The sequence below is a fragment of the Brevibacillus sp. NRS-1366 genome (genome assembly GCF_050467985.1).
Genome location: NZ_JBITPN010000017.1, coordinates 418,690 through 439,165, shown reverse-complemented (window position 1 = coordinate 439,165; position 20,476 = coordinate 418,690). Strand labels below are relative to the sequence as shown.

Annotated in this window: 13 protein-coding genes and 1 pseudogene; 4 read left to right on the top strand and 10 right to left on the bottom strand. The window is 48.0% G+C overall.

Annotation, left to right across the window (positions count from 1 at the left end; all coding sequences use genetic code 11):
- Positions 1-14 precede the first annotated feature (14 nt).
- From ACIFQN_RS11160 to ACIFQN_RS11140, 5 genes are read right to left on the bottom strand one after another with little or no spacing between them, the layout of a single operon-like run.
- Positions 15-1,673, bottom strand: coding sequence for a hypothetical protein (locus ACIFQN_RS11160; RefSeq protein ID WP_429833091.1), 1,659 nt, complete (start codon positions 1,671-1,673; stop codon positions 15-17).
- On the bottom strand, positions 1,673-5,191 hold the full coding sequence (locus ACIFQN_RS11155) for a DUF4132 domain-containing protein (protein WP_429833090.1): 3,519 nt from the start codon (positions 5,189-5,191) through the stop codon (positions 1,673-1,675). Before ACIFQN_RS11155 ends, ACIFQN_RS11160 begins: the two co-directional genes overlap by 1 nt.
- Entirely contained in the window at positions 5,167-6,306 is a 1,140-nt protein-coding gene (locus ACIFQN_RS11150; RefSeq protein ID WP_429833089.1) for a VWA domain-containing protein, read from the bottom strand. The genes ACIFQN_RS11155 and ACIFQN_RS11150 overlap by 25 nt, the downstream gene beginning before the upstream one ends.
- On the bottom strand, positions 6,291-8,672 hold the full coding sequence (locus tag ACIFQN_RS11145) for a DUF5682 family protein (RefSeq protein WP_429833088.1): 2,382 nt from the start codon (positions 8,670-8,672) through the stop codon (positions 6,291-6,293). Before ACIFQN_RS11145 ends, ACIFQN_RS11150 begins: the two co-directional genes overlap by 16 nt.
- A complete protein-coding gene (locus tag ACIFQN_RS11140; RefSeq protein WP_429833215.1) occupies positions 8,633-9,733 on the bottom strand; it encodes an ATP-binding protein in 1,101 nt (366 codons plus the stop codon). Before ACIFQN_RS11140 ends, ACIFQN_RS11145 begins: the two co-directional genes overlap by 40 nt.
- Before the next feature lie 221 nt (positions 9,734-9,954).
- On the opposite strand from ACIFQN_RS11140, the gene ACIFQN_RS11135 reads away from it, so the two are divergent.
- The gene (locus tag ACIFQN_RS11135; RefSeq protein WP_429833087.1) at positions 9,955-10,815 is read left to right on the top strand and encodes a VOC family protein; all 861 of its coding nucleotides are present in this window, start codon (positions 9,955-9,957) and stop codon (positions 10,813-10,815) included.
- 84 nt (positions 10,816-10,899) lie between these two features.
- Here the strand turns inward: ACIFQN_RS11135 and kynA are convergent, their stop codons facing one another.
- From kynA to ACIFQN_RS11115, 4 genes and pseudogenes are all read right to left on the bottom strand, one after another.
- A complete protein-coding gene (gene kynA / locus ACIFQN_RS11130) occupies positions 10,900-11,754 on the bottom strand; it encodes a tryptophan 2,3-dioxygenase (protein ID WP_429833086.1) in 855 nt (284 codons plus the stop codon).
- Positions 11,755-12,340: 586 nt separating this feature from the next.
- A pseudogene (locus tag ACIFQN_RS11125) lies at positions 12,341-12,692 on the bottom strand (ABC transporter substrate-binding protein); the annotation flags it as partial.
- A 94-nt stretch (positions 12,693-12,786) separates the two neighbouring features.
- Positions 12,787-14,271, bottom strand: a complete 1,485-nt coding sequence (locus tag ACIFQN_RS11120) for an amidohydrolase family protein (protein ID WP_429833085.1) — start codon at positions 14,269-14,271, stop codon at positions 12,787-12,789.
- Positions 14,272-14,477: 206 nt separating this feature from the next.
- Positions 14,478-15,089 (bottom strand): DedA family protein, encoded by a 612-nt coding sequence (locus ACIFQN_RS11115; protein ID WP_429833084.1) that lies wholly within the window; start codon positions 15,087-15,089, stop codon positions 14,478-14,480.
- Positions 15,090-15,365: 276 nt separating this feature from the next.
- On the opposite strand from ACIFQN_RS11115, the gene ACIFQN_RS11110 reads away from it, so the two are divergent.
- The 3 genes from ACIFQN_RS11110 (at position 15,366) to ACIFQN_RS11100 (ending at position 18,672) form a co-directional block, all read left to right on the top strand.
- Complete coding sequence (locus tag ACIFQN_RS11110; RefSeq protein WP_213022855.1) at positions 15,366-15,863, top strand: cation:proton antiporter regulatory subunit; 498 nt, start codon at positions 15,366-15,368, stop codon at positions 15,861-15,863.
- 1 nt (position 15,864) lies between these two features.
- Positions 15,865-17,115 carry a cation:proton antiporter gene (locus ACIFQN_RS11105; protein WP_429833083.1) on the top strand — a complete coding sequence of 417 codons (1,251 nt, stop codon included), beginning with the start codon at positions 15,865-15,867 and terminating at the stop codon, positions 17,113-17,115.
- Between the two features lie 315 nt (positions 17,116-17,430).
- Positions 17,431-18,672, top strand: a complete 1,242-nt coding sequence (locus ACIFQN_RS11100) for a cysteine desulfurase-like protein (RefSeq protein ID WP_429833082.1) — start codon at positions 17,431-17,433, stop codon at positions 18,670-18,672.
- A gap of 188 nt (positions 18,673-18,860) precedes the next feature.
- Here ACIFQN_RS11100 and ACIFQN_RS11095 read toward each other — a convergent pair whose 3' ends face one another.
- The gene (locus tag ACIFQN_RS11095) at positions 18,861-20,471 is read right to left on the bottom strand and encodes a SagB family peptide dehydrogenase (RefSeq protein WP_429833081.1); all 1,611 of its coding nucleotides are present in this window, start codon (positions 20,469-20,471) and stop codon (positions 18,861-18,863) included.
- Between the last annotated feature and the right edge of the window lie 5 nt (positions 20,472-20,476).

Here is a 20,476-nt window from a genome sequence, read left to right as displayed (position 1 = left end):
ACACTCCAGACGCCTTATAAATCCAGCTTCAAGCTTGTAAGCGAGGTTCCTTGCAAGAAACTGATTGGGTACAGCGCTTCCCCATATTTCTGAACGAGTACATACACATCACGAAGCTCGAACAGCCGCTTGTTTCGCTCCAGGAACTGAATATGGCGGGCGAATTGTCCCTGATACGTCATCGTCAAGTCGAGCGAATATCCTGTTGCATCCTCGATCGTGATCAGCAGTTGCTGGGCAGCCTCGTCAAAGTCCACCTTTTCAATCTTGTTTGCTCGCAGAAAGAATATGTTCTCACCTGATTGCTCGAACATTTCGCCCGGGTTCATCCCACCCAGCTTCGACCAGTCATTGATCAGCGTTTGCCCGAGGTCAACCTCTTCGATGTTTACACGCTTCTGCATCGTCAGCTTTGTTTCTTCACTTGACGACAGTCGCTGTTCCCGATTCGTTTTGGCCTGGGTCAACGTAACCTGCGACCCGGCCAGCTCTTCCATCGTGATGAGGTCGCTCCAAGGCGATTTTCCTTTATAGCTGTTTGTAAACGAAAACGAAGTACCTTCATAGTAAACGGGCCGCGCTTCCGTATACGTATAAATGCGCCGGTCGTCAAACGCGAAGAAGTAGTAGGTGATCCCTTTATACCCTGATCGCGTTTCCCATGGATTTGCACCGAGCGCGTACAGACGCAGCTGTGGGATCGTATGGTATTTGCTCTTGAAGCTCCCCAAAAGCTGCTTTTTCTGTTCGCTGCGCTCAACTTTTTCTAGAGCGAGCAGGCCCAGATAGACCCGAGTCAGCCTTTCGAGCAGCCCTTCTTTGGAAAATTGGACATGGCGCTGGAAAAAAAGAGAAAGATCGCCGCCCAGCCCGCGAATATCTTTTTCCACATTTGGCAGGTTGCCGTTATGCGCGGCGATTGCGAGCAGCTCAAGCCTCGTGCAAATCGTATTTGGCAGCTTTGCCAAGCCTATCCCCAGCACCTCGCCAATCAGTTCTTTTACCTCGCGGACGACTTGGTGGTCATAGCTGACATCCGTGCTCGACTCTTGCAGTTCTGTATGGTCATGAATCTCATTGACCTTTCGGTACCGCAGCAGCGCTTCCAGCTTGTGGATGCAATTTCCTTTCGCCTTGCAGCTGCACATGCTTTTGGCGATTTCCGAGTCAGGCTCAAAGGTGACCATGACTTTTTGAGTGAGCAAGGTCACGGTAAGAAAGGATGTTTCTGCGCTCTCTATTTCCTCCGGGTATTCCAGGCGAAAGAGGACTTCCTCGATCTGCGAGGCAGTGAATGTCTTTGTGATCTGCTCAGAAGTCAGGCGCAGCAACCAGCCGAAGTCAGGTTTGTACACCTCTGCTGCCTCACCTGCTGGATCTGATGTGAAAAGATGTTGTCCGTAGTACACGATCGCGATAATCACATGCTTACATATTTTATCTGATGGACATGAGCACGAAAACCGCGTGATATCAGCATGAAGTCGGCACACGCTGTCATCTGACAGCGTACACTCGACATAATCATCCCCAAACTCATAAGAAACCGTGAGTCCTTTTTCCATTTCCTTGAGCGAACGATTGTAAATGCCCTTGTTCGCGTATTGAATGAGATACTCTTCATTGCAGAGCGCGATGAAACGATGGAAATCTGTCTTGAAGTCAGCCATCATTACTTTCCTGCTGCCCGCGTCACATCATAGACGGTTTCACTGAACACACGAGCTGGAATATCTGCCAGCTTTATGCGCTCGGTTGGTTGGAAGTAGTGATATTTATACTGGTTATCCTTTGCAGAGTAGAAAGCGAGCGCCTCCAGCTGGATATCGTCCATACCATCGTAGTATGAAATACTCGCACCATTGATTCTCAGCTCAGCGACGACCTCCCCATACACTTTATGAAACTCATAATAGAATCCGGCATCTTGAGGGGTGCCTTTGGTCCAACCGAATTTTTCCATCGTTTTCGCAAATGTCGTCGGGCTGTACGAATCCTCAGGCAAACGCAGGATTTCATTTGCTTTTAACTCTTCTTCTGTTGGGAGGAACGATTCGCGATCCAACTGTTCAAACGGCTGCGTAATTTCGTAATCTTCCAGCTGAGTGCGCCAGCCAGAAAGTGTATCTGCGTCCAGCTCCAACGGATGAATCAAGCCGATGAGCTGATCGTCTGCCAATTCGTATTCGTCTTCTTCCACTGTATTGAACGTGCCATCATCCATGTAGCGGAAGGTATCAACGAGCTTTCCATCCTCATAAACACCCCAGATGAGGCCAATTGCGAATTTTTGCATCAACACGTTTTCGACAAAAAGCTGCTTCCACGCTGCAGTCGACCAGTAGCGTGCCTTCGAAAGGAACTCCTCCAGGCGAAGCGATTGGATTTTCACCAGGTTTTTCAAGTCTTTTTTCAATAGAGAAAATGCCGCTCGTGCCTTTTCCGCCAGCTCTTGATCGTCACTTGCTGACGGAGCAGGAAGATTTTTAACTGCCTTCCCCGTACTGTCGTTGATAACCTCCAGTTCCAGCTCGTTGTTTACTTTGACGGTGAACGTACGATCCCCGTAATCAAATACCTGCTTGCCGGAAGCATCAAAGCCGAGCTGCGTCACCAGACGATCCTCCAGCTCCTCGGTCGAGATGTTCTGATTAGCTGCTGCCATGTTCAGCGCTTCCTCCGCAGCATTTTTCACCTGCTTGTTCTTGATCGTTCGCTTGATATGGTCGATCAGGCGCAAGGCAGCCAGGTCTTCGGAAAAAGATAGCGCACGCACACCATCTGCCGCCAATGCCCCGCGTGAATGATCGGTCCACTCTTTGATCATATGTCCAATTGTATCGACGCTGCGTCGGTCACCGAGTGCGATGCAAAGCGGCATAACCCATTTTTCTTTTGCAACAGCCCCATTATCCAGCCATGTGCGCAGAACCTCTGTCACAAAATCAGTCAGAGATGCCGCCGACAGATGCGCCTTCAATTCAAGCACGCGCGGGTTTGGCGCTGTAGGCGCTTCGATAGAACTCGTAAGGATGTACTCCATTACTTCTCTTTCCAACTCGTTGCCTTCCAGGTCAAGAAGCGCTGGTAGGATCTGAAGCGGCAGCCATTTGATCCGTGTCAATTTCCGTTTATCTACCAGATTCCCGAGATTGGAGAGGCTCGCATCCGGTCCGCTGCTTTCCGCTTCCAAAAAGGCTTGCAGCAATGTCTTGAACTTGCTGTTTTTCTCTCTCTCCAGAAGCTCCTGGAAAATTTCCTTGCTGTCGTCCAGCCCTCGGATGGCATCCAAAGCAAGCTCCTTGACTTTTGCTTTTTTCTCTGTGGTATAGACGTGCAGATACAGTTCCTTGTCTTTTTGCAGAATGAACTCTGCGCCTGCGATCGCCGACACCTTCTTGGAGGTATCTGCCATCCCGAGCAATATCGCTTGATTTCGCAGTTCTAGCGGCAAGGATTCCTTTTGCGAGAGTACGGTTTCCAGGACGAACATCCGGACTTCGGTTTCAAACTGTCCAAATGATGCGAGGCACATCGCCGGATTTTTCGTGATCAAGGATACATAGTTCCCGTCCTTGACCTCTGTGTAGTAATACTGTGTGGTCTTGCACTCCAATAGCTGAAAGACAAACTTCTGCATGTCGATGCTCTCATCTGCCTGGTACAGCTCAACGAGGCTGGTCAGACGGTCCTGGAACGAATGGGCGAAGGAAAGAAGACCAACCCTGCGAGAAGACTTATCGACATAGCTGCACAAAAATTGCATCAGCCGTGGGATAAATGGATGATCACTAGGCAAAAAGCTGAGTAGCTGCATCTGCTGTCTCACACGCTGCGCGTCCTCCAGGTGGCAGGACTCCAAAGCCTCGGCAAGCGTGCATTTGTCTTGCAGGAAGCTGGCGAGCTTGAGTGTCCCCTTCACCCGGCGCAGCGCATCCAAACTGATCATTTCAAGAGACAGCTCCTGATCCGACAAATCGCAGCCTTGCGCTTCCAGTGCCTTGTACAAATAGCCTTTGAGGACCGGAAGTGAAGTCAGGTTGAGAGCCCGTCTCGTCTTTTCTGTGTTCTCCGAGGTCATCGCTTCCATCTCCCCCCAGGGGACTGGTGCGGAATTCAGGTGATTTCTTAGCTGCAGGAGCAAAAGATAGGGCTCATCTGTTTGTACAAGCTCTGCCAATCTCGCATCTTGTGATAATAAATCAATCGGAAATAAATCAAAAAGGATCGTTGTGACACGAAGCAGCTCGCGGTCCTTCTCATCCGGCTGTGTCAGAAAGGCATGGATCCCGCCCGCGACGTGTACGCGATAATAGACCAGGCTGAGGATCGTCTCCAGGAAACGTTTCATGTGCCTATGATTGAGAACAGAGCCTTCGTTTATCACGGCATCGGGAAAATAAGTTTCGCGTATCAGCGCTTTTTTCTCTTTAATAAATGCCGGAGACAACAACTCATGCGAAATTGAATGACTGCTGCTGATTTGCAGCATCGTGATGTCCCCTGCGATCTTCCACAATTCGGAAGTGTACGCTTCTTCTGCTCCCGTCACGAGGTAATAGTAGATCGGCTCCAGTTTTTCCTTTGCTTCTTCCAGAAGCGTTGGCGAGATCTCGTAGGCATACGCGATGAGCAGCAAATAATTGGCTCGCTCAAAGACAGAAGTGTAATCTCGATTAATACTGGCTCGGTAATCCTCCGCGGCCTTTTGCATAAACTCACGAAATACCGGGAATCCGAAATACTCGACTGTTTTTTTCATCGCTGCGAAGGCTTGCTCTTCCTTAGAAGCCTGCCGACTGGTATTGTCGTTCATATCCCGAAGCTTGATTGCGTCCCAGAAGCATTTATCCATAACGTTTTTCTTTTCGTAAAAGCGATGGCTGGCCTTGTAGACTAGCTCTGCTGCACGGAAAAAAGCCTGCTCTTCCCCGCGTTTTTTCAGCTTGTCTAAATCGGACATCAGTGAATATCCGTAAAATCGCTGATCGGACTCGATGGGTGGGCATACATCCGTTTCCCCGGTTATGTAGTCTGCAATCTGATCTTGCATTTGTCTGTTTATATGTCCCGACGCGATAAAGCCTTCTACAAATCGCTTCGTAACTGGGTCCAAGTCTGTCTTTCGCAGTACCAATTCAATCTCCTCCTCTATCTTCTCTAGCTCTATTTGATGATCTTTCCAATCCATTCGGCAAGCTCGCCTGGCGTAATCGCCGCTACATTCGCGCCCATATCTGCCAGGACGCGAGCCGCATTTTTGTTATAGGTGGCGTTTCCATTGAAATCGAGCGCGGTCAGCACCAAAAACTTGCATCCGGCGTCGATGATCTCTTTGCTCTGGCGATACATTTCCTTGATTGGATAGCCTTCTTCCAAATCGCTGACCAGGATGAAGATCGTCTTGGCCGGATTTTCGAGAAGCGACTTTCCGTATTTGAGTGCTTGTGCGATATGAGTCCCCCCACCCAACTGCACACTCATCAGCAAATCAACCGGATCATCTAGTCGGTCGCTCAGATCCACTACCTTTGTATCAAAAATGACGAGATGGGTCTTCAAAGCGACCAGCTTGTAAAAAATACTCGCCATCACTGCACTGTAAATGACCGAATCCATCATACTGCCGCTCTCATCCACGACGATGACGACGTTCCACTTGTTGTGATGCTGGTTATTGCTGTGAAAATAGAGCTCATCAATAACAAACCGATTTTTCTTTCGATCGTAATTTTTCAAGTTTTTCCGAATCGTCTTGTGTACATCCAGATTGCGCATCGTTTTGACATATCCGCGTCGATGGCGATTTCGCTTCCCCACGATACTCGTCTGGACATCCGTTTCCAGCTTGCGGCGCAGGTCCTCCACGACTTTGCGGACGATTTCCTTGGCGCTTTTGACGACCTCGCCTTTCATTCTGCCCTTGAATTGCAGGATGTTTTTTAAGAGCGTCATATTGGGCTCCAGCTTTTCCAACACTTTTTTATCGGTCAAAAGCTCCTTCATGTCGTATCGCTCGAGCGCCTGCTTCTCCAAAATTTCTACTGTAGTCTTCGGAAAAAGCTTCCTGACCTTATGCAACCAGGTAGGGACAGACAACTCTGAGTCGCCTCTCCCCCCCTCTTTTCGGTATCCCTGGTCTTCTCCATACTCTCTGCTGTAAAGAAAATCGAGGATCGAATCGAGCTCCCGATACGTAAATTCAGAAGAGACAAAGCCTCCAGAGCCTTCGAGCGGCTCCTCTGCATGTGATCCCAACAAGAGACGCCAGCGGTTCAAGGCTTCGCGGCTCAGATGAGGTTCCATTTGGCAAATTCCTCCTTGATTCCCATATCGAGCATGCGCGCCTGGCGCAAAGTCGGTTCGTCAACAGCAGGAAAGGTAAGCTCCACGACATCGGTCTGGAACAAGGCGGCTACTTTTTCGGAAAGCATCGTGATTTCCATCGGGCTAAAGTACGTAAACGCCAATCGAAGCTCGGGCACGATCTGTATGAAATCATCATAGCTCAAGCCGGCAATCATTTGATTCAGATCGTCCAACAGCTCATCCTCGTAAAAGAGATAATCACGCGCGACGAGAAATACTCCGTGCAGGTAGGCTGCCGTATGCAATCTCTGGTCCGGCGAGCCAAACATGTACGCTCTGGCTCTACGAGAAACCTCTTCGCGCTCCCGAACATCCATATTGCACAGGATTGCGGTAACGACGCCCTCCAGCTTGGCTGGGACCTTGGCGCTTCGCAGCAGCTCCTGAAGTTGATCGCTGAAAATCTCGCTGGATGCGTCTGATTTCTTCTGCCTACTTACCATGTACAGAAATTTGAGCTGTTCTGCGATCTCGCCAAGTTCATCTGGATTCGGATTGTTTTGCTCCGCGATTTTGGTGATTGCCTGGTAGTAAACCTCATCGATCAGCCTCTGAATGCGAACTGTTTCCTGTAATCCAAACAAGCGTTTTTGCTCATGTAAAATCGTCAAGATCTTGAGTGTATGGCAAAGCGAAAGGAAATGGCCATCTTGTTTGACGGATTGCTCCACGAGCTCGAAAAGTCTGGTCCCAAGCTCCTCCAAGCCCATAACGACAGCCTGCAGCAGCCACTTCGCCAGTTCATGACTTTGATGCTGGGGCAGTTCTTTTACCATCCCCTCCAGCTTTTTTGCTGCAGCTTCTTGCACAGTTCCCCCGTAGATGGAGTTTTCGATCAAACGTGCCTCCACATAGGAGGAATACCCGTATCGCCATGTTTCCCGTACGAGATTGACATGCTTGTAATTCATCCAATCAGGCCCTGCTTCTTTCGCGCAAAATTCGGTGCCGAGGAACAGCATGCAATGAAAAAATTGACTTGCCGTTCGATGGGACTTTTTCGCATAGAGCTCCAGTATCTTCTGGTTTCGCCCCGTAGTCGAGATTTGCAGTTTCAGCCCTTTGCACTTTTCTTTGCAATCACGCACAATCGGCACATCGAGGTCGTTTTTGGCTACCTGTCCGATGCCATCTCCGGTCATGAGTTCCCGCAATGTATCGATTGGCCCAGACGTAGCGATAGAGCGCTCGCCTTTTGTAAAAGCAGAGAGGACAGAATCGACCAGCTCATATGCGCCAGCTTCTGACTTGTCACGCATGACGGCAAGCCCGCTCATCAGGCTGTAGGCTTCGATGGCATCCGCAGTAGAAGTGCTTTCTCCTTGATCACGGAGCTTGCGAAGCAATTGAGGCAAATAGACGAGAGCGCTTTTGGTAAAGGGGGTGCTCTCCTTCTTTTCCAATGCCCGCCATACATTCTCATAGTAGTGGACAAAGGGCATGCCACTGGCATATCCATTCAATTGATCTGCTTCTTGATAGGTGTAGACCATCGGATACACTTTTTCTTCCTTCGCCTTTTTCACGGTGCAATTGGCAGTGCGATCCTCGAGCAGTCCATATGTATGAAAACCCCCGGTGACAACGAGGATTCTGGCATGCTGCTTTCTTGCTTCCGCGATTTTTTTCCGCATGTGCGCTTCGCGGATCAGATCCCCTTCTGATTCCAGCGTAGCGTCGTCATAGCATTTGCGCGACAGATAACAGTAGGCAAAGACGTCTTTGACGAACTCCGCTGTCGGCTTGCGGATGCCTCCTATTTCGAATACTTTTTCCCACAGCTCGTCGAAGTTGCGGCATTTTAGCGTCGTGCACAAGCGCTGGATGAAAACAGACCCCGCGAGCATTCGCTCATCGTGGTAAGACAGCTTTTCGTTGTGCTTTTTCAGGTCATGACCGTCCTCTGTGCTCTCCAGCCGGCTGCCGTAGCCCAGATCGATAAAAGCTGCCGGAATTCCGCGCTTCCCCGCTTCGACCAGCGCCACATATTCCGGTGAATAAGACAGGAACGGGAAATAACAAACGTATTTTTGCTCATCTGTCGTGTAGGCGTAATATATGCTAACTGGGGGCTTGGTCTGTTCATTCGCCAAAATCGGGATGATGTGATTGCTGTTATCCGGACCTTCGATCAGAATGATTTCCGGCTGATAGGCTTCGATCGTTTTCTTCAGATGAAAAGAACACGCGGGACTGTGATGCCTGATTGGGAAATAGACGACTTGTTTCCTGAGGTCATAGACTTCTTCCTCTGCCAGCCTGTTTATCTGATCCATTTCTTCTCGTTGTAATAAGCTCCCCATAGCCCCTCTTCCTTTGCCCGTTCTTTGACCACCTTGGTAAAGTACGTTTTTAGGATGTTTGCGTCCTTCTGGTTTTCTTTGACGACAGCGCCAAGCATGTTCTGAACCAGACGCTCCAAGGAAATCGGCTTGTTTTCATAGTAATGCGAGGTCATGGCACTCTGGACATAGACAGATACCGCCTCGGCTGTGCTCATGACAGATTGCGGCGTATCAATCTTGTAGCCTTCCTTGGTTTCGCCGGTGCGCAGCTCCATAAAGGTGGTTGCCAAAATCTCGACGACATCACGATCGATTTCGATATCAACGCCACTTTGCTGCAGGAGCATTTTTGCCTGCGCTTCAATGATTTGCGCTTCCATTTTGACGTGATTAATGGGGGCAATCGTCTCGAAATTAAAACGCCGCTTCAACGCACTGCTCATCTCATTGACACCCTTGTCGCGCAGATTGGCGGTAGCGATAATATTGAAGCCCGGCTTCGCAAACAATATTCCGTCTTCCATTTCAGGGATGTTCATGACCTTGTCGCTCAAAATACTGATCAGCACATCCTGCACCTCGAAAGGGCAGCGCGTGATCTCTTCAAAGCGCGTAATGATCCCTTTATTCATCCCATTATAGAGGGGGGAAGGCACTAATGCCTGCAAAGAAGGACCTTTGTCCAGCAGCATGGCGTAGTTCCATGAGTATTTGATCATATCCTCCGTGGTGCCTGCGGTTCCTTGGATGGTGTTTGTGCTCGTACCGGATATTGCAGCAGACAAAAGCTCGCTGAGCATTGTTTTGGCTGTTCCCGGCTCTCCGACCAGCATCAAGCCACGGTTACCGGCCAAAGTGACAATGGCTCTTTCAATCAGAACATCGTCCCCGTAAAACTTCTTGGTTATTTCAACCCGCTCTCCCTCATGAGTAAGCGGTTTTTCTGTTCCCAAAATAAAGTCGCGAACTGCTTTCGGCGACATCAGCCAGTTAGGAGGTTTGACTCCCGTATCGTTGGATCGCAGCGCATTTAGCTGTGCTGCATACAAAACTTCCATTGGCGGCTTCATCGTTTCCATCCAAATGCCCACTCCGTTTCCACTTTTGCTAAATAATCGGCCATCTCAAAAATAATAAACACACGTCGTTTGGGAAATAAAGGGCAATTGTACCCAATATTAGGTAAAATATGTGAAATTATGAGGATTGAGTACTACTTGCAAACGATCTATCTTCCCTTTACGCTTACATCAACATCATCTTTTCCCATGAAAATTGATCCAGAAAAGAGCTGATCGAAATGACACCCCATATCCATGATGAAACCAAGATTGGACAGGTTACATTGAAAGTGAGTTCGCTAGCTCGATCACTGCGTTTTTATCGCGAAGTCATCGGATTTCAGGTACTGCGCGAGGAAAACAGTACGGCTGAGCTGACTGTAGATGGTATTCATCCTCTCGTCTTACTAGAAGAAGTTACAGATGCCATGATTCCAGAGCGGAGAACGGTGGCAGGCCTTTACCATTTTGCTATCTTGCTGCCGAATCGAAAGAGCTTGGGACTTTCACTGCGACAACTGATCGCAAGTGGAATACACATCGGTCATTCCGATCATCTGGTGAGTGAAGCACTCTATATCAGTGACCCGGATCATAATGGAATTGAAATTTACGCAGATCGTCCTCGCGACACTTGGAAGAGAGACGAAAACGGGGAGTACATCATGACACTCGACCCAATCGACTGGGACGGACTCCTGGAAGAAGCAAAAGATGAAGTGTGGAAAGGGTTACCGATCGGGACCACAATTGGTCATATTCACCTGCATGTCAGCGATCTTGCGAAAACAAAGGAATTCTACACAGGTGTATTGGGCTTTGAACAGACAGCACATATGTCAGACAGCGCCTTGTTTGTCTCGGCAGGAGGTTATCATCATCATATTGGGCTGAATACGTGGGCGGGCATCGGTGCGAAGATGCCACCTCCTCGTTCGACAGGTCTGGATTATTTTACGATTGTGGTACCCAATGAACCCCAGCTCCATGCTGTATACACTCGATTGCAAGAGGCCCAGCATCCTGTTTCCCAGGAGGAAGAGACTCTCTTTTTTAATGACCCGTCCGGGATCAGCATTCGCGTGCAAGTAGCGAAATAAGCCTCCATAACTTGGCAACACAAAGAGACCAGTCCAAACATGAACGAAAATGTTTGGACTGGTCTTCCTTTTTTCCTTCCATCATTACAACTGTGTGCGCAAGCTCCATAGCTCCGGGAAAAAGCGGTGATCCAAGGCTCTGCGCAAATACATTACCCCTGATGAACCACCCGTCCCCTGTTTTTGTCCGATGATACGCTCCACAGTCGTCATGTGGTTAAAACGCCACTGCTGCTGCTGACTTGCGATATCCACCAGCTTTTCTGCCAGCTCGTATAAATCCCAGTATTGATTGACGTTACGGTATACGGTTAACCACGCCTGCTCGACACTCTCATTCGGCTGATATGGCTGTGACCAGTCGCGATCCAAGCATTCTGGGTCAATCGGCAAACCGCGCGCTGCCATCGCCATAATGGCAGCATCATAAATGCTCGGCGCCTGTAATGCATTATTCATTTGGGCATGCAGCTCTGGTTGGTGCTGGTAAACCGCGAGAACATGACTGTTTTTGAAACCGAGTGTAAATTCGATCAATCTGTTCTGATACGATTGGAATCCAGAAGAATGACCTAGCTTGTCTCTAAACTGCATGTAATCAGCTGGTGTCAGAGTAGAAAGGACATCCCATGATTTAATGAGCTGTTGTTGGATTCGCGATACACGCGAGAACATTTTGAAAGCAGGCTCCAAATCCTGATTGCGAATACACTCCATAGCCGCAGTGAGCTCATGCAGGATCTGCTTCATCCAAAGCTCGCTGACCTGGTGAATGATGATAAACAGCATTTCGTCGTGATGCGTCGATTGCCTGATCTGACTGGACAAAACCTTGTCCAATTGCAGGTAATCGCCGTAGGTCATCTCCTTTTGAAAGTCCGTATGAATGTCTTTTTCCAATGTGGACTTGGACTCTCCCTTGTTCTCTTGTGAGTGCATATCTCGTGTTGACCTCCCCTTATTAGGTATGTGAATGGTAGTTAAACAAAGTGAGCAATCGATCAGATTTTGTCCGTACGATCTCTTCTTTTGTCACCACTTTTACTATTCCTTATGGGATGCAGAAGTTCCTGTCTCTTCCATACACAAATTCACAAAACTGTCTGAACAGTAGCACTGCTTTTTGTACCTTCTCTGCTAGGGATGCTCGTCATCATTGAAAAGCATCCCGCCTCACTTCATTGATGGTCGAGATGCTTTTCGTTATTCTGCTTCGATTCAGATCATTATTTTACCGTCACTTCATTAAAAATGAAAAATCCGACGGGATTCATCCACAGACCTTCCGAATTTTTGCTCGTGATGGCGAGGGGACTGATCGTCCGAATCGGAATGAGTACGACCTCTTCTAGCTCAATCGCTTGCGCTTTTGCGTATATTTCCTTTCGTTTTTCCTGGTCCCTTTCACGCCGTCCCTCTTCGATGAGCTTGTCAGTCTTTGGATTGCCGTAAAATGAATAATTGCCGATCTCCCCTATGGCACTAGTGTGGAATACATTGAATTGGTTGTAGTCAGCATCTCCTATGGCCCTGTCCCCACTGCTTTTTTCGCTATGTCCTTCCCCAGCGCTTTTATCGCTTTGGGACTTATTATGCTGCCTTCACTGCTATCCAGTATCGAGAGTAGCGCAGCAAAAGGATATTTGAGAATGATGTGAACCGTGGCGTCGTCAACTACTTTTGTTTCCTGAACCATTGAGAATACAGTCGCTCGTGGCGATGCCGTTTCCTTATCGAGGAGCCTGTCAAACGTTGCTTTTACAGCCTGCGCAGTAAATGGCTCTCCGTCGTGAAAGGTCACGCCCTGACGCAGCTTGAATTCCCAAAGTAACATCGTCTAACTGCTTCCATTCCGTAGCAAGAGCCGGTTGATATTGAAGTCATCATCAATGCAATAGCCAATACGGTACCCCACAAACGGTGTCTCTTCATCAATAATCCTCCTTTGCCAGACGGAATGGATGAGCGTATTTACGATTGGGTCGGAACGTAGCGTCTTTCGTCTAAATAAGCGCGGGCATGACCCCAAAAATATTTACTTGGCTGCATATAAATTTCAAGACCTGCTCGTTCAATCGTTCGCTTCGCTTCTTCATTCGCTTCCTTTAAAATCTGCTTTTCATCCACTGTGAGGACCTGCCGCTCATCCATGACCAGTTGCCCATCTACAATAACGTGGTTTACATCGCCGCCGACAGCCTGATAAACCAGACGATGGACATACATGTTTTCCGGATTTAGATGAGGCTGCTCCATGTTTACCGTAATGATATCCGCCTTTTTGCCATTCTCCAGCGAGCCAAGCTCATCATCCCAGCCCACGCAACGCGCGGCATCAATCGTCACCATCTCCAAGAGCTTGCCTGGGGGCAGGTAGAAATAATCGCGCAGAGCTGCTTGCTGTAATAGCTGCATTCTGCGCATCGCCTGGAACATGTCAAAAGGAGTCATCGGAGAAGTCCCATCCGTCGTAATAGCAACAGTAGCTCCCATTTCTAGCAGCTCTGTAACGGGGGTACGTGCGTTGATTTGCCCAAATCCTGGTGAAGCACTTACATTTGTCCCTGTCTCAGCTAAAATCTTGGCTTCATCAAAAGAGATCCCCCGACAGTGCTGCAAATGGACATCCGGTCCGAGCAAGGCGTACTCTTTATCTTGGAAAGCCAAATGAACCATGCCTCCGAAAGCGTCTGAGTGAATCCGGGTCTTGTATTTCTTCGCCATTTCGCGAATTTTTCTCGCTTGATAACGATCAAACTCAGTTAAGCCAAATAACTGATCGACTGGAGTGGGCGCGGAAGGGTTGACGGAAGTCACGATGACAAATGGTGTTATATAGGCTCTAGTCTTATCGCCATTGGCATGGTGTAGGGCTTCGATGACGGCCTCGGCTCCAGCAAGGACTTCTTCGTAGGTGACTTCTCGTGTAACTTTTTTACCGTCGATCCATCGACTGAAGGGATGCGGCCATGGGGGATTGCACGGACCAGTGCAAACAATTTCCCGCACGCCGACTTCGTTGTACGCCTTTGCGTGATTCAGTGCAAAGATCGGATCGTCTGAGCGTGGCATAGAGCCTATCACACTTACGCCCGTCGTAACCCCAGCCTTCAGCCTCTCGAGAGCGGACAGCTTTCCTTCGTAGTACCAGAACTCATCCGTAACGTAATGCTTGTAAGTATTTGTAATAATTGGCATCCAGTCGTTAATATTCTCGGTGGCGATCGTCTTGAACAGCGAGTGACCTCCATGTCCATGAGCGTCGATGAATCCTGGAAGAATGCAGTGGTGATTGCAGTCAATGACCCTTTTTGCCTCATACGTCCTTTGAAGCGCAGCAGTCGGCCCCACCTCCACGATTCTTCCTTTGTCAATGGCTACCGCACCATCCGGAAGTACGCGTCGCTCCTTGTCCATTGTTACAACAACCCCATTTGCTAGCAATAAGTCGATCAACCTCACATCGCCTCCCACATAAAGAAGTAAAGGTGTTCCATTTTACGAGCGAGACATCCCTCCCCTTACAAGATAACGGAAAGTGTCTTTTGTTATTTGCAAGAAAATTACTCCTTTTTATAATATTTTTACTTATTTTCTCTACGCAAAAAAACACCCCTTCCGCGTTGAAAGAGGTGGATAGCGTCATCGTTACCTTTGCGGTATTAGGAGCTGGATTTGCGTTTGGCAAAAAAAACGGACAAAGAGATAATGACGCCAAGCCCGATAACAGCGTAGGAAATCGTAGAGTAAACATCCATAAAGTATAAAATATCATGCCAGGATTGCCCCAGTATGGCCCCAATCCAGACAAGCGCAATATTCCAGATAAACGTCCCGATCGTGGAAAACAACAAAAACAGCCACAGGTTCATTTTGGTCATCCCTGCCGGGAGCGAAATCAGGCTTCTCACCAATGGAATCATTCGGCAAATCAGGATTGTCCAATAGCCGTATTTATCGAACCATACATTCGCTTTATGGATATCTGTTTTTTTGATTCGTAAAAGATGTCCCCAACGATCAACTATCTTTTCTATTTTGTGTATGTCTACATAATACCCAATGCCATAAAGTAAGATCGCCCCTACGATTGATCCCGCCGTTGCCGAAATGATTACACCGGGAATGGTAAGTGCCGACTGCGTCGTCATGAACCCGCCAAATGTCAGGATGACCTCTGATGGGATAGGGGGAAAAATATTTTCTAGGGCCATCATCAAAAAGATACCCAAATAACTGTATTGTTCAATAAAATCGGTTATCCAATTTTGCATGCTATCCCTCACAGTTATCATTCAATGCTTATCTCTCAAGTATAGAGATCAACGATCCACAGCACAACGTAAAGAGAATGAAATTTGCTATCAAATGCGCAGAACAAAGGAAATTAAGTCAATTTTATTAAATTATGTGTCAAAGTATTTTCGGATTCGTTTCAGCAGGTAGACTTTTTGACACAGTTATGTGTAAAATTATATATAAACGAATACTTATTTGTTTTCGTTTGTTCATACACAAAAAATGGTGAGATGAAGTTAGGAGGCGTTTACATGTTCAACATCAGGGAATCTGACTTGCCGGGAATTGGACGAAAGTATCAGATTGAAACCAGAGCAGGAGATAAGCTGATCATCGTTATCCATGATGACGGTCGACGGGAGATCTATCATTTTGATAAAGATGATTGGGATGAAAGTATCTCCATGATCACACTGGATGATGAAGAAGCACGGCAAATGGCTGGCATTGTCGGCGGGATGACTTATATGCCAAAAGCTCTGGAAACAATTGAAATGGCTTTGGATGAATTAGTCATTGAATGGTACAAGATAGAACCAGGATCCGTTTGCATCGGTAAGACGATCGGGGAACTGGATATTCGTCAAAAAACAGGGGCAACCGTAATTGCCATTATTGAAAAAGACCAGAAGCAAAAGGTAAGTCCTGGGCCAGACAGCGTGATTGCTGCCGGGGTAACACTTGTGGTTGCAGGAGAAAGAAAGCAGGTGAAAGCGTTAAAAGCGACGCTCATTAAAGGGGGGGCTTGATTTGGAGCACATTGTATTCGAAGTTGGTCTAGCCATTGGTCTAATTGCACTAGCAGGCTTTATCTCCACCAAACTCAAATTTTCCATTGTTCCGTTTTACATCCTCATCGGTATGGCCGTGGGGCCGCATGCAGCTTCACTCGGTTTAATCGATTTTCGCTTTATCGAGAGTGAACCGCTCATCAATTTCATGGGAAGAATGGGTGTCTTGTTCCTCCTCTTCTACGTAGGTCTGGAGTTTTCTGTAGGTCGCTTGATTAAAGCCGGTCGTTCCATTGCGATTGGCGGTTCCATTTACATCGCCATCAACTTTACGATGGGACTTCTCTTTGGATATTTCGCAGGTGTTCCTTTTAAAGAAATTTTGATTATCGGGGGAATTACCACCATTTCCTCCACCGCTATCGTTGCAAAAGTACTCGTGGACCTCAAGCGTACAGCAAATCCGGAAACCGAAATGATCCTCGGAATGATCATGTTCGACGACCTGTTCCTCGCCGTCTATCTTTCCATCATGTCTGGCCTCGTGTTAAGTGGCGCTACTTCTGTAATCGGAGTTGCTACTTCCGCGCTCATCGCACTCGGCTATATGCTGCTGTTTATCATTATCGGACGCAAACTCGTTCCGCTCTTGAACCGCGGACTTAATATCAAATCAAATGAGTTGTTCATGCTCACTGTCTTTGCCGGACTGTTCTTGGTTGCGGGCTTCTCGGAAACCATCCACGTAGCTGAAGCCATCGGTGCCCTGCTCGTCGGTTTAGTTCTTGCGGAAACGGTTCATATGAAACGAATCGAACAAATGATTCTTCCTTTCCGTGATTTTTTCGGCGCTATGTTCTTCTTCAGCTTCGGCTTATCGATTGACCCCTTAGCATTAGGCGGTGCGGTCTGGCTCTCGCTTGGAGCTGTTGCCATTACTTTAATTGGCAACTATACGGCTGGTCTGTTGGCTGGTCGCAGTGCTGGCCTCTCTCCACGTGCTTCTTCTAACATTGGTCTGACCATTACTGCCCGGGGAGAATTCTCCATCCTGATTGCGAATTTAGGCAAAGCTGGCGGTCTTTTAGAAATTCTGCAGCCTTTCACGGCACTGTACGTGTTGATTCTGGCTATTCTGGGCCCGGTGTTAACAAAGGAATCGAAGCATATCCACAACCTTCTCAGCAGGGTGCTGCCACTGGATAGAATTGTCCTAGGCAAAAATGCACAAAAATCTCCAAAACCGAACACAGAAAAACAACAGGTATGATTTAGGAAATAATGAGGTATGTCGGTCTCTGTTTGAATAAGACCGCGCTGCCGTTCACCGTATAAAAAAGTACCAAGACAACTCACGCAAGCGACATCAATTACGATTTACGGGATCTGTGTAATAAGAATGGATAGGGTCTTCAGATATTCTCTGAATCTCTATCCATTTTTACTAACGGTTCACACCCAACACTTGATGTCAGGAAAAACACTATTCCCCACTCGCTTGGGCGTTGATAATTCTGAATCATTCGATAATAATAAGAGCAGGAAGACTGCTTCTCGAATTGATATATAAAGGAGACGTGGCGTGATGACCAAGATGACCGAGCACTTTCCCATCGAGGCTGTTCGCGAACAATTCCCTGCACTGAAACGGATGTATAAAGGTAAGCCTGTGGTTTATCTGGATGGGCCCGGCGGTTCACAAGTGGTCAAATCCTCGATGGATGCGATCTACGCCTACATGGCAAACGGCGGAGCCAATTTACACGGGCCTTTTCCTTCCAGCCGTGAAACCGAAGCCATGATTGCAGATGCGAAACACGCTGTAGCAGAGCTCTTCCAGGTGGAACCCGATGAAGTCGCATTTGGTGCGAACATGACGACACTTACGTTTGCCATTGCCCGTGCACTCAGCCGTCATTGGCAAGAGGGTGACGAAATCGTCGTGTCTGAGCTGGATCATCGTGCCAATGTTGACTCGTGGTTGGCAGTTGCAGCAGATCGAGGCATGACCGTTCGTTGGCTAAAAGTCAATCCGAGTACACTTACCTTGCAGGTAGACGAGCTGGATTCTCTCCTCACTTCCAAAACAAAGCTGATAGCGGTTGGACTTTCCTCCAACGCCGTCGGGACAATCAATGACCTCTCCTTCATTTCGCAAAAAGCACAGGAAAAAAGCATTCTAGTAGCAGTAGATGCTGTCCATGCCACGCCCCATTTTGCGATTGACCGGAATGAAATCGGCGCCGATCTTTTACTCTGCTCCTCCTATAAATTTTTTGGTCCGCACGTCGGAATTGCTGTCATTCGCAAAAAGCTTTTTGAAGCTCTCGAAGTGTACAAACTGGCTCCTGCCCCTACCTTTATCCCCGACAAACTGGAAACAGGGACGCAAAACCATGAAGGGATTGCGGGCATTCGACCAGCAATTGCATTCATTGCCGGATGTGGCACTGGTGACACGTTACATGAAAAGTTACGTTCCGGTTATGCGGTCATTGAAGACTATGAACATCGGCTAGCGGAAAAATTGCGAAACGAGCTTGGTAAAATCGAGGGCGTCACGCTCTATCAAGCAGATCCGAACGTACCCAAAACACCGACAATCGCATTTCGAATAGCTGGTTATGAACCTGAGGATATATGTGTACGGCTCTGTGAGGAGCATAGCATCTTTATCGCCTCTGGCGACTTTTACGCTTCTACCTTGGCCGAGAAGCTGGGGATCAACACGAGCGGGGGGTGGATTCGCGCGGGACTTGCTCCCTATAATACGGAGGAAGAAGCTGAGCGTTTGATCGTGGGAATCAAAGAAATACTAGGCGTTTGAGTATACGCGAAACCAAATCGGAACAAAAAAGACCCGAGGTGCGATTTCTCGGGTCTTCCCCTGTTACCTTTATATGCCTTGACACTGTTCTTTGACGAGATCAAGAATGCCGCTCTTGTCCACTAGTTCAGTAGGCGCCAGGAATGTGACAAGATCTGTGAAGTAAATCTGGTCTGCTATGGATCCTGTTATCCATGCAGACCACCTTGCAATCTGGTACGCGGACGATAATGCCCTACAGGTATTTGAATCAGGCATGTTTTTCCCTCTTTTTCTATCTGATAAATCTCGTCACAATGGCGTACATCATATCCAAGCAGCGGATGTCCCCCCATTCCACATGTGAAAGCGGTCATCAGCAGTCGCTGCACGAACATGCCTGCTCCCATCTGTTGAATACGATAGCCCCGATGGCCCCATTTATGAGCCAAGTGATCGCGTGTGCCCACCACATGAAAACAAAGCGGCACCTGGTGCAAATTCACATTTTCCAAGGTCATCCCCGCCTGCAATCTGAGGCGATGATCACCGTATTGTATTGGGAGGAGTTCGTGATTTATCGGTTCATAACGGTATGCGCCATCTGGTATGCCGTCGACATGGTTCAGGCATACATACAAATCAAGTTTTATCTCGTCCCTTCTCGTCCCTAAATCATGACGAAAGAAAAATGCTCCAATGCCCTCATACAACAATCGCGAAACCTGAGTAAGGCTAACCTTTTTCATGACAAAATCCGTGTCAGGCGAAAAGCGCTTGCGACAATACTCTGCAAAATCACTGTCTGAGTTTTCTTCAACAGGCAGCGCGATCCCTGAGCACGTTCCTGGTTCTTGCCATCGCTTCGCTTTTGTGTCGATAGCGCTGTGAATAAACGAACGGGTGCTTTCAATCATAGAAGCTTCATTCATCCTTTGGAGCAGCGGATAATCCTTCACCCGTTTCGACCGGACAAAGTGGGAAGGTGAAATTTTTGGGATCTCAGATGTCAATTGCTCAGCTGTCATGTGGCTCTGTCGCTGTTCCAACGACTGTTCTTCTTTAGAACCCCATGCGGATCCGGGTTGCAGCGAAAGCGGAATGACCGCATAAGTGTTCTCCTCTTGTTCGGCTATTCCGATAAGATGGTTAATCGCTCGATCCACATACTGGAATTTGATACTTGCGGAAATCCCCAAGCATGCTGTCGCTCCCAGCCATTGTCCAAGCAAGACGCCCGCATCCAGCCCCTGCAAACGATATGAAAAGTAGTGATATTTATAGAAATTTTTCCAAAAATAAGTAGTTACAAAAGCAGCTCCGAAGCAGGCAGTTACATGACAGTCATCTCCTAGAGCACGAGTGAGATAATCATCGAAGTTACCCTCACGCAGCAATACCAACCGATGGTGCGCGACATCATAGTGGTAAATTCCTTGAGTCAGGGTCGAAAGCTTTAGATAGAGATACAATTCGCTCGGATACAACGCTCCGCCGGAAGGGAGAAACCGCCGATTGGACTGAAGTGGAAGCATCTCATCATCTTCTGAAGAGACAGGTATTACAGTCTGACTTACCTGCGTGACGCCAAATGTATACCAAAGCATCGCTCCCACCTGTGACAGGGATGGTTCATGTTGATTGCTTTGTACTTTGTAATTTCTCAACGTCAATGGTATGTCAGAAGGTAACGGATAGACAGGTAAACCGCGGTACAGCTTGTAAGGTAGTGGAGCGTCCTCCCAATCCACATCCAGATCGGGGGGTCTGACCTTATCGGTGTCAAAATGAAGGTGGTGGATAAACGCTTCCAGGCTCATCCTGC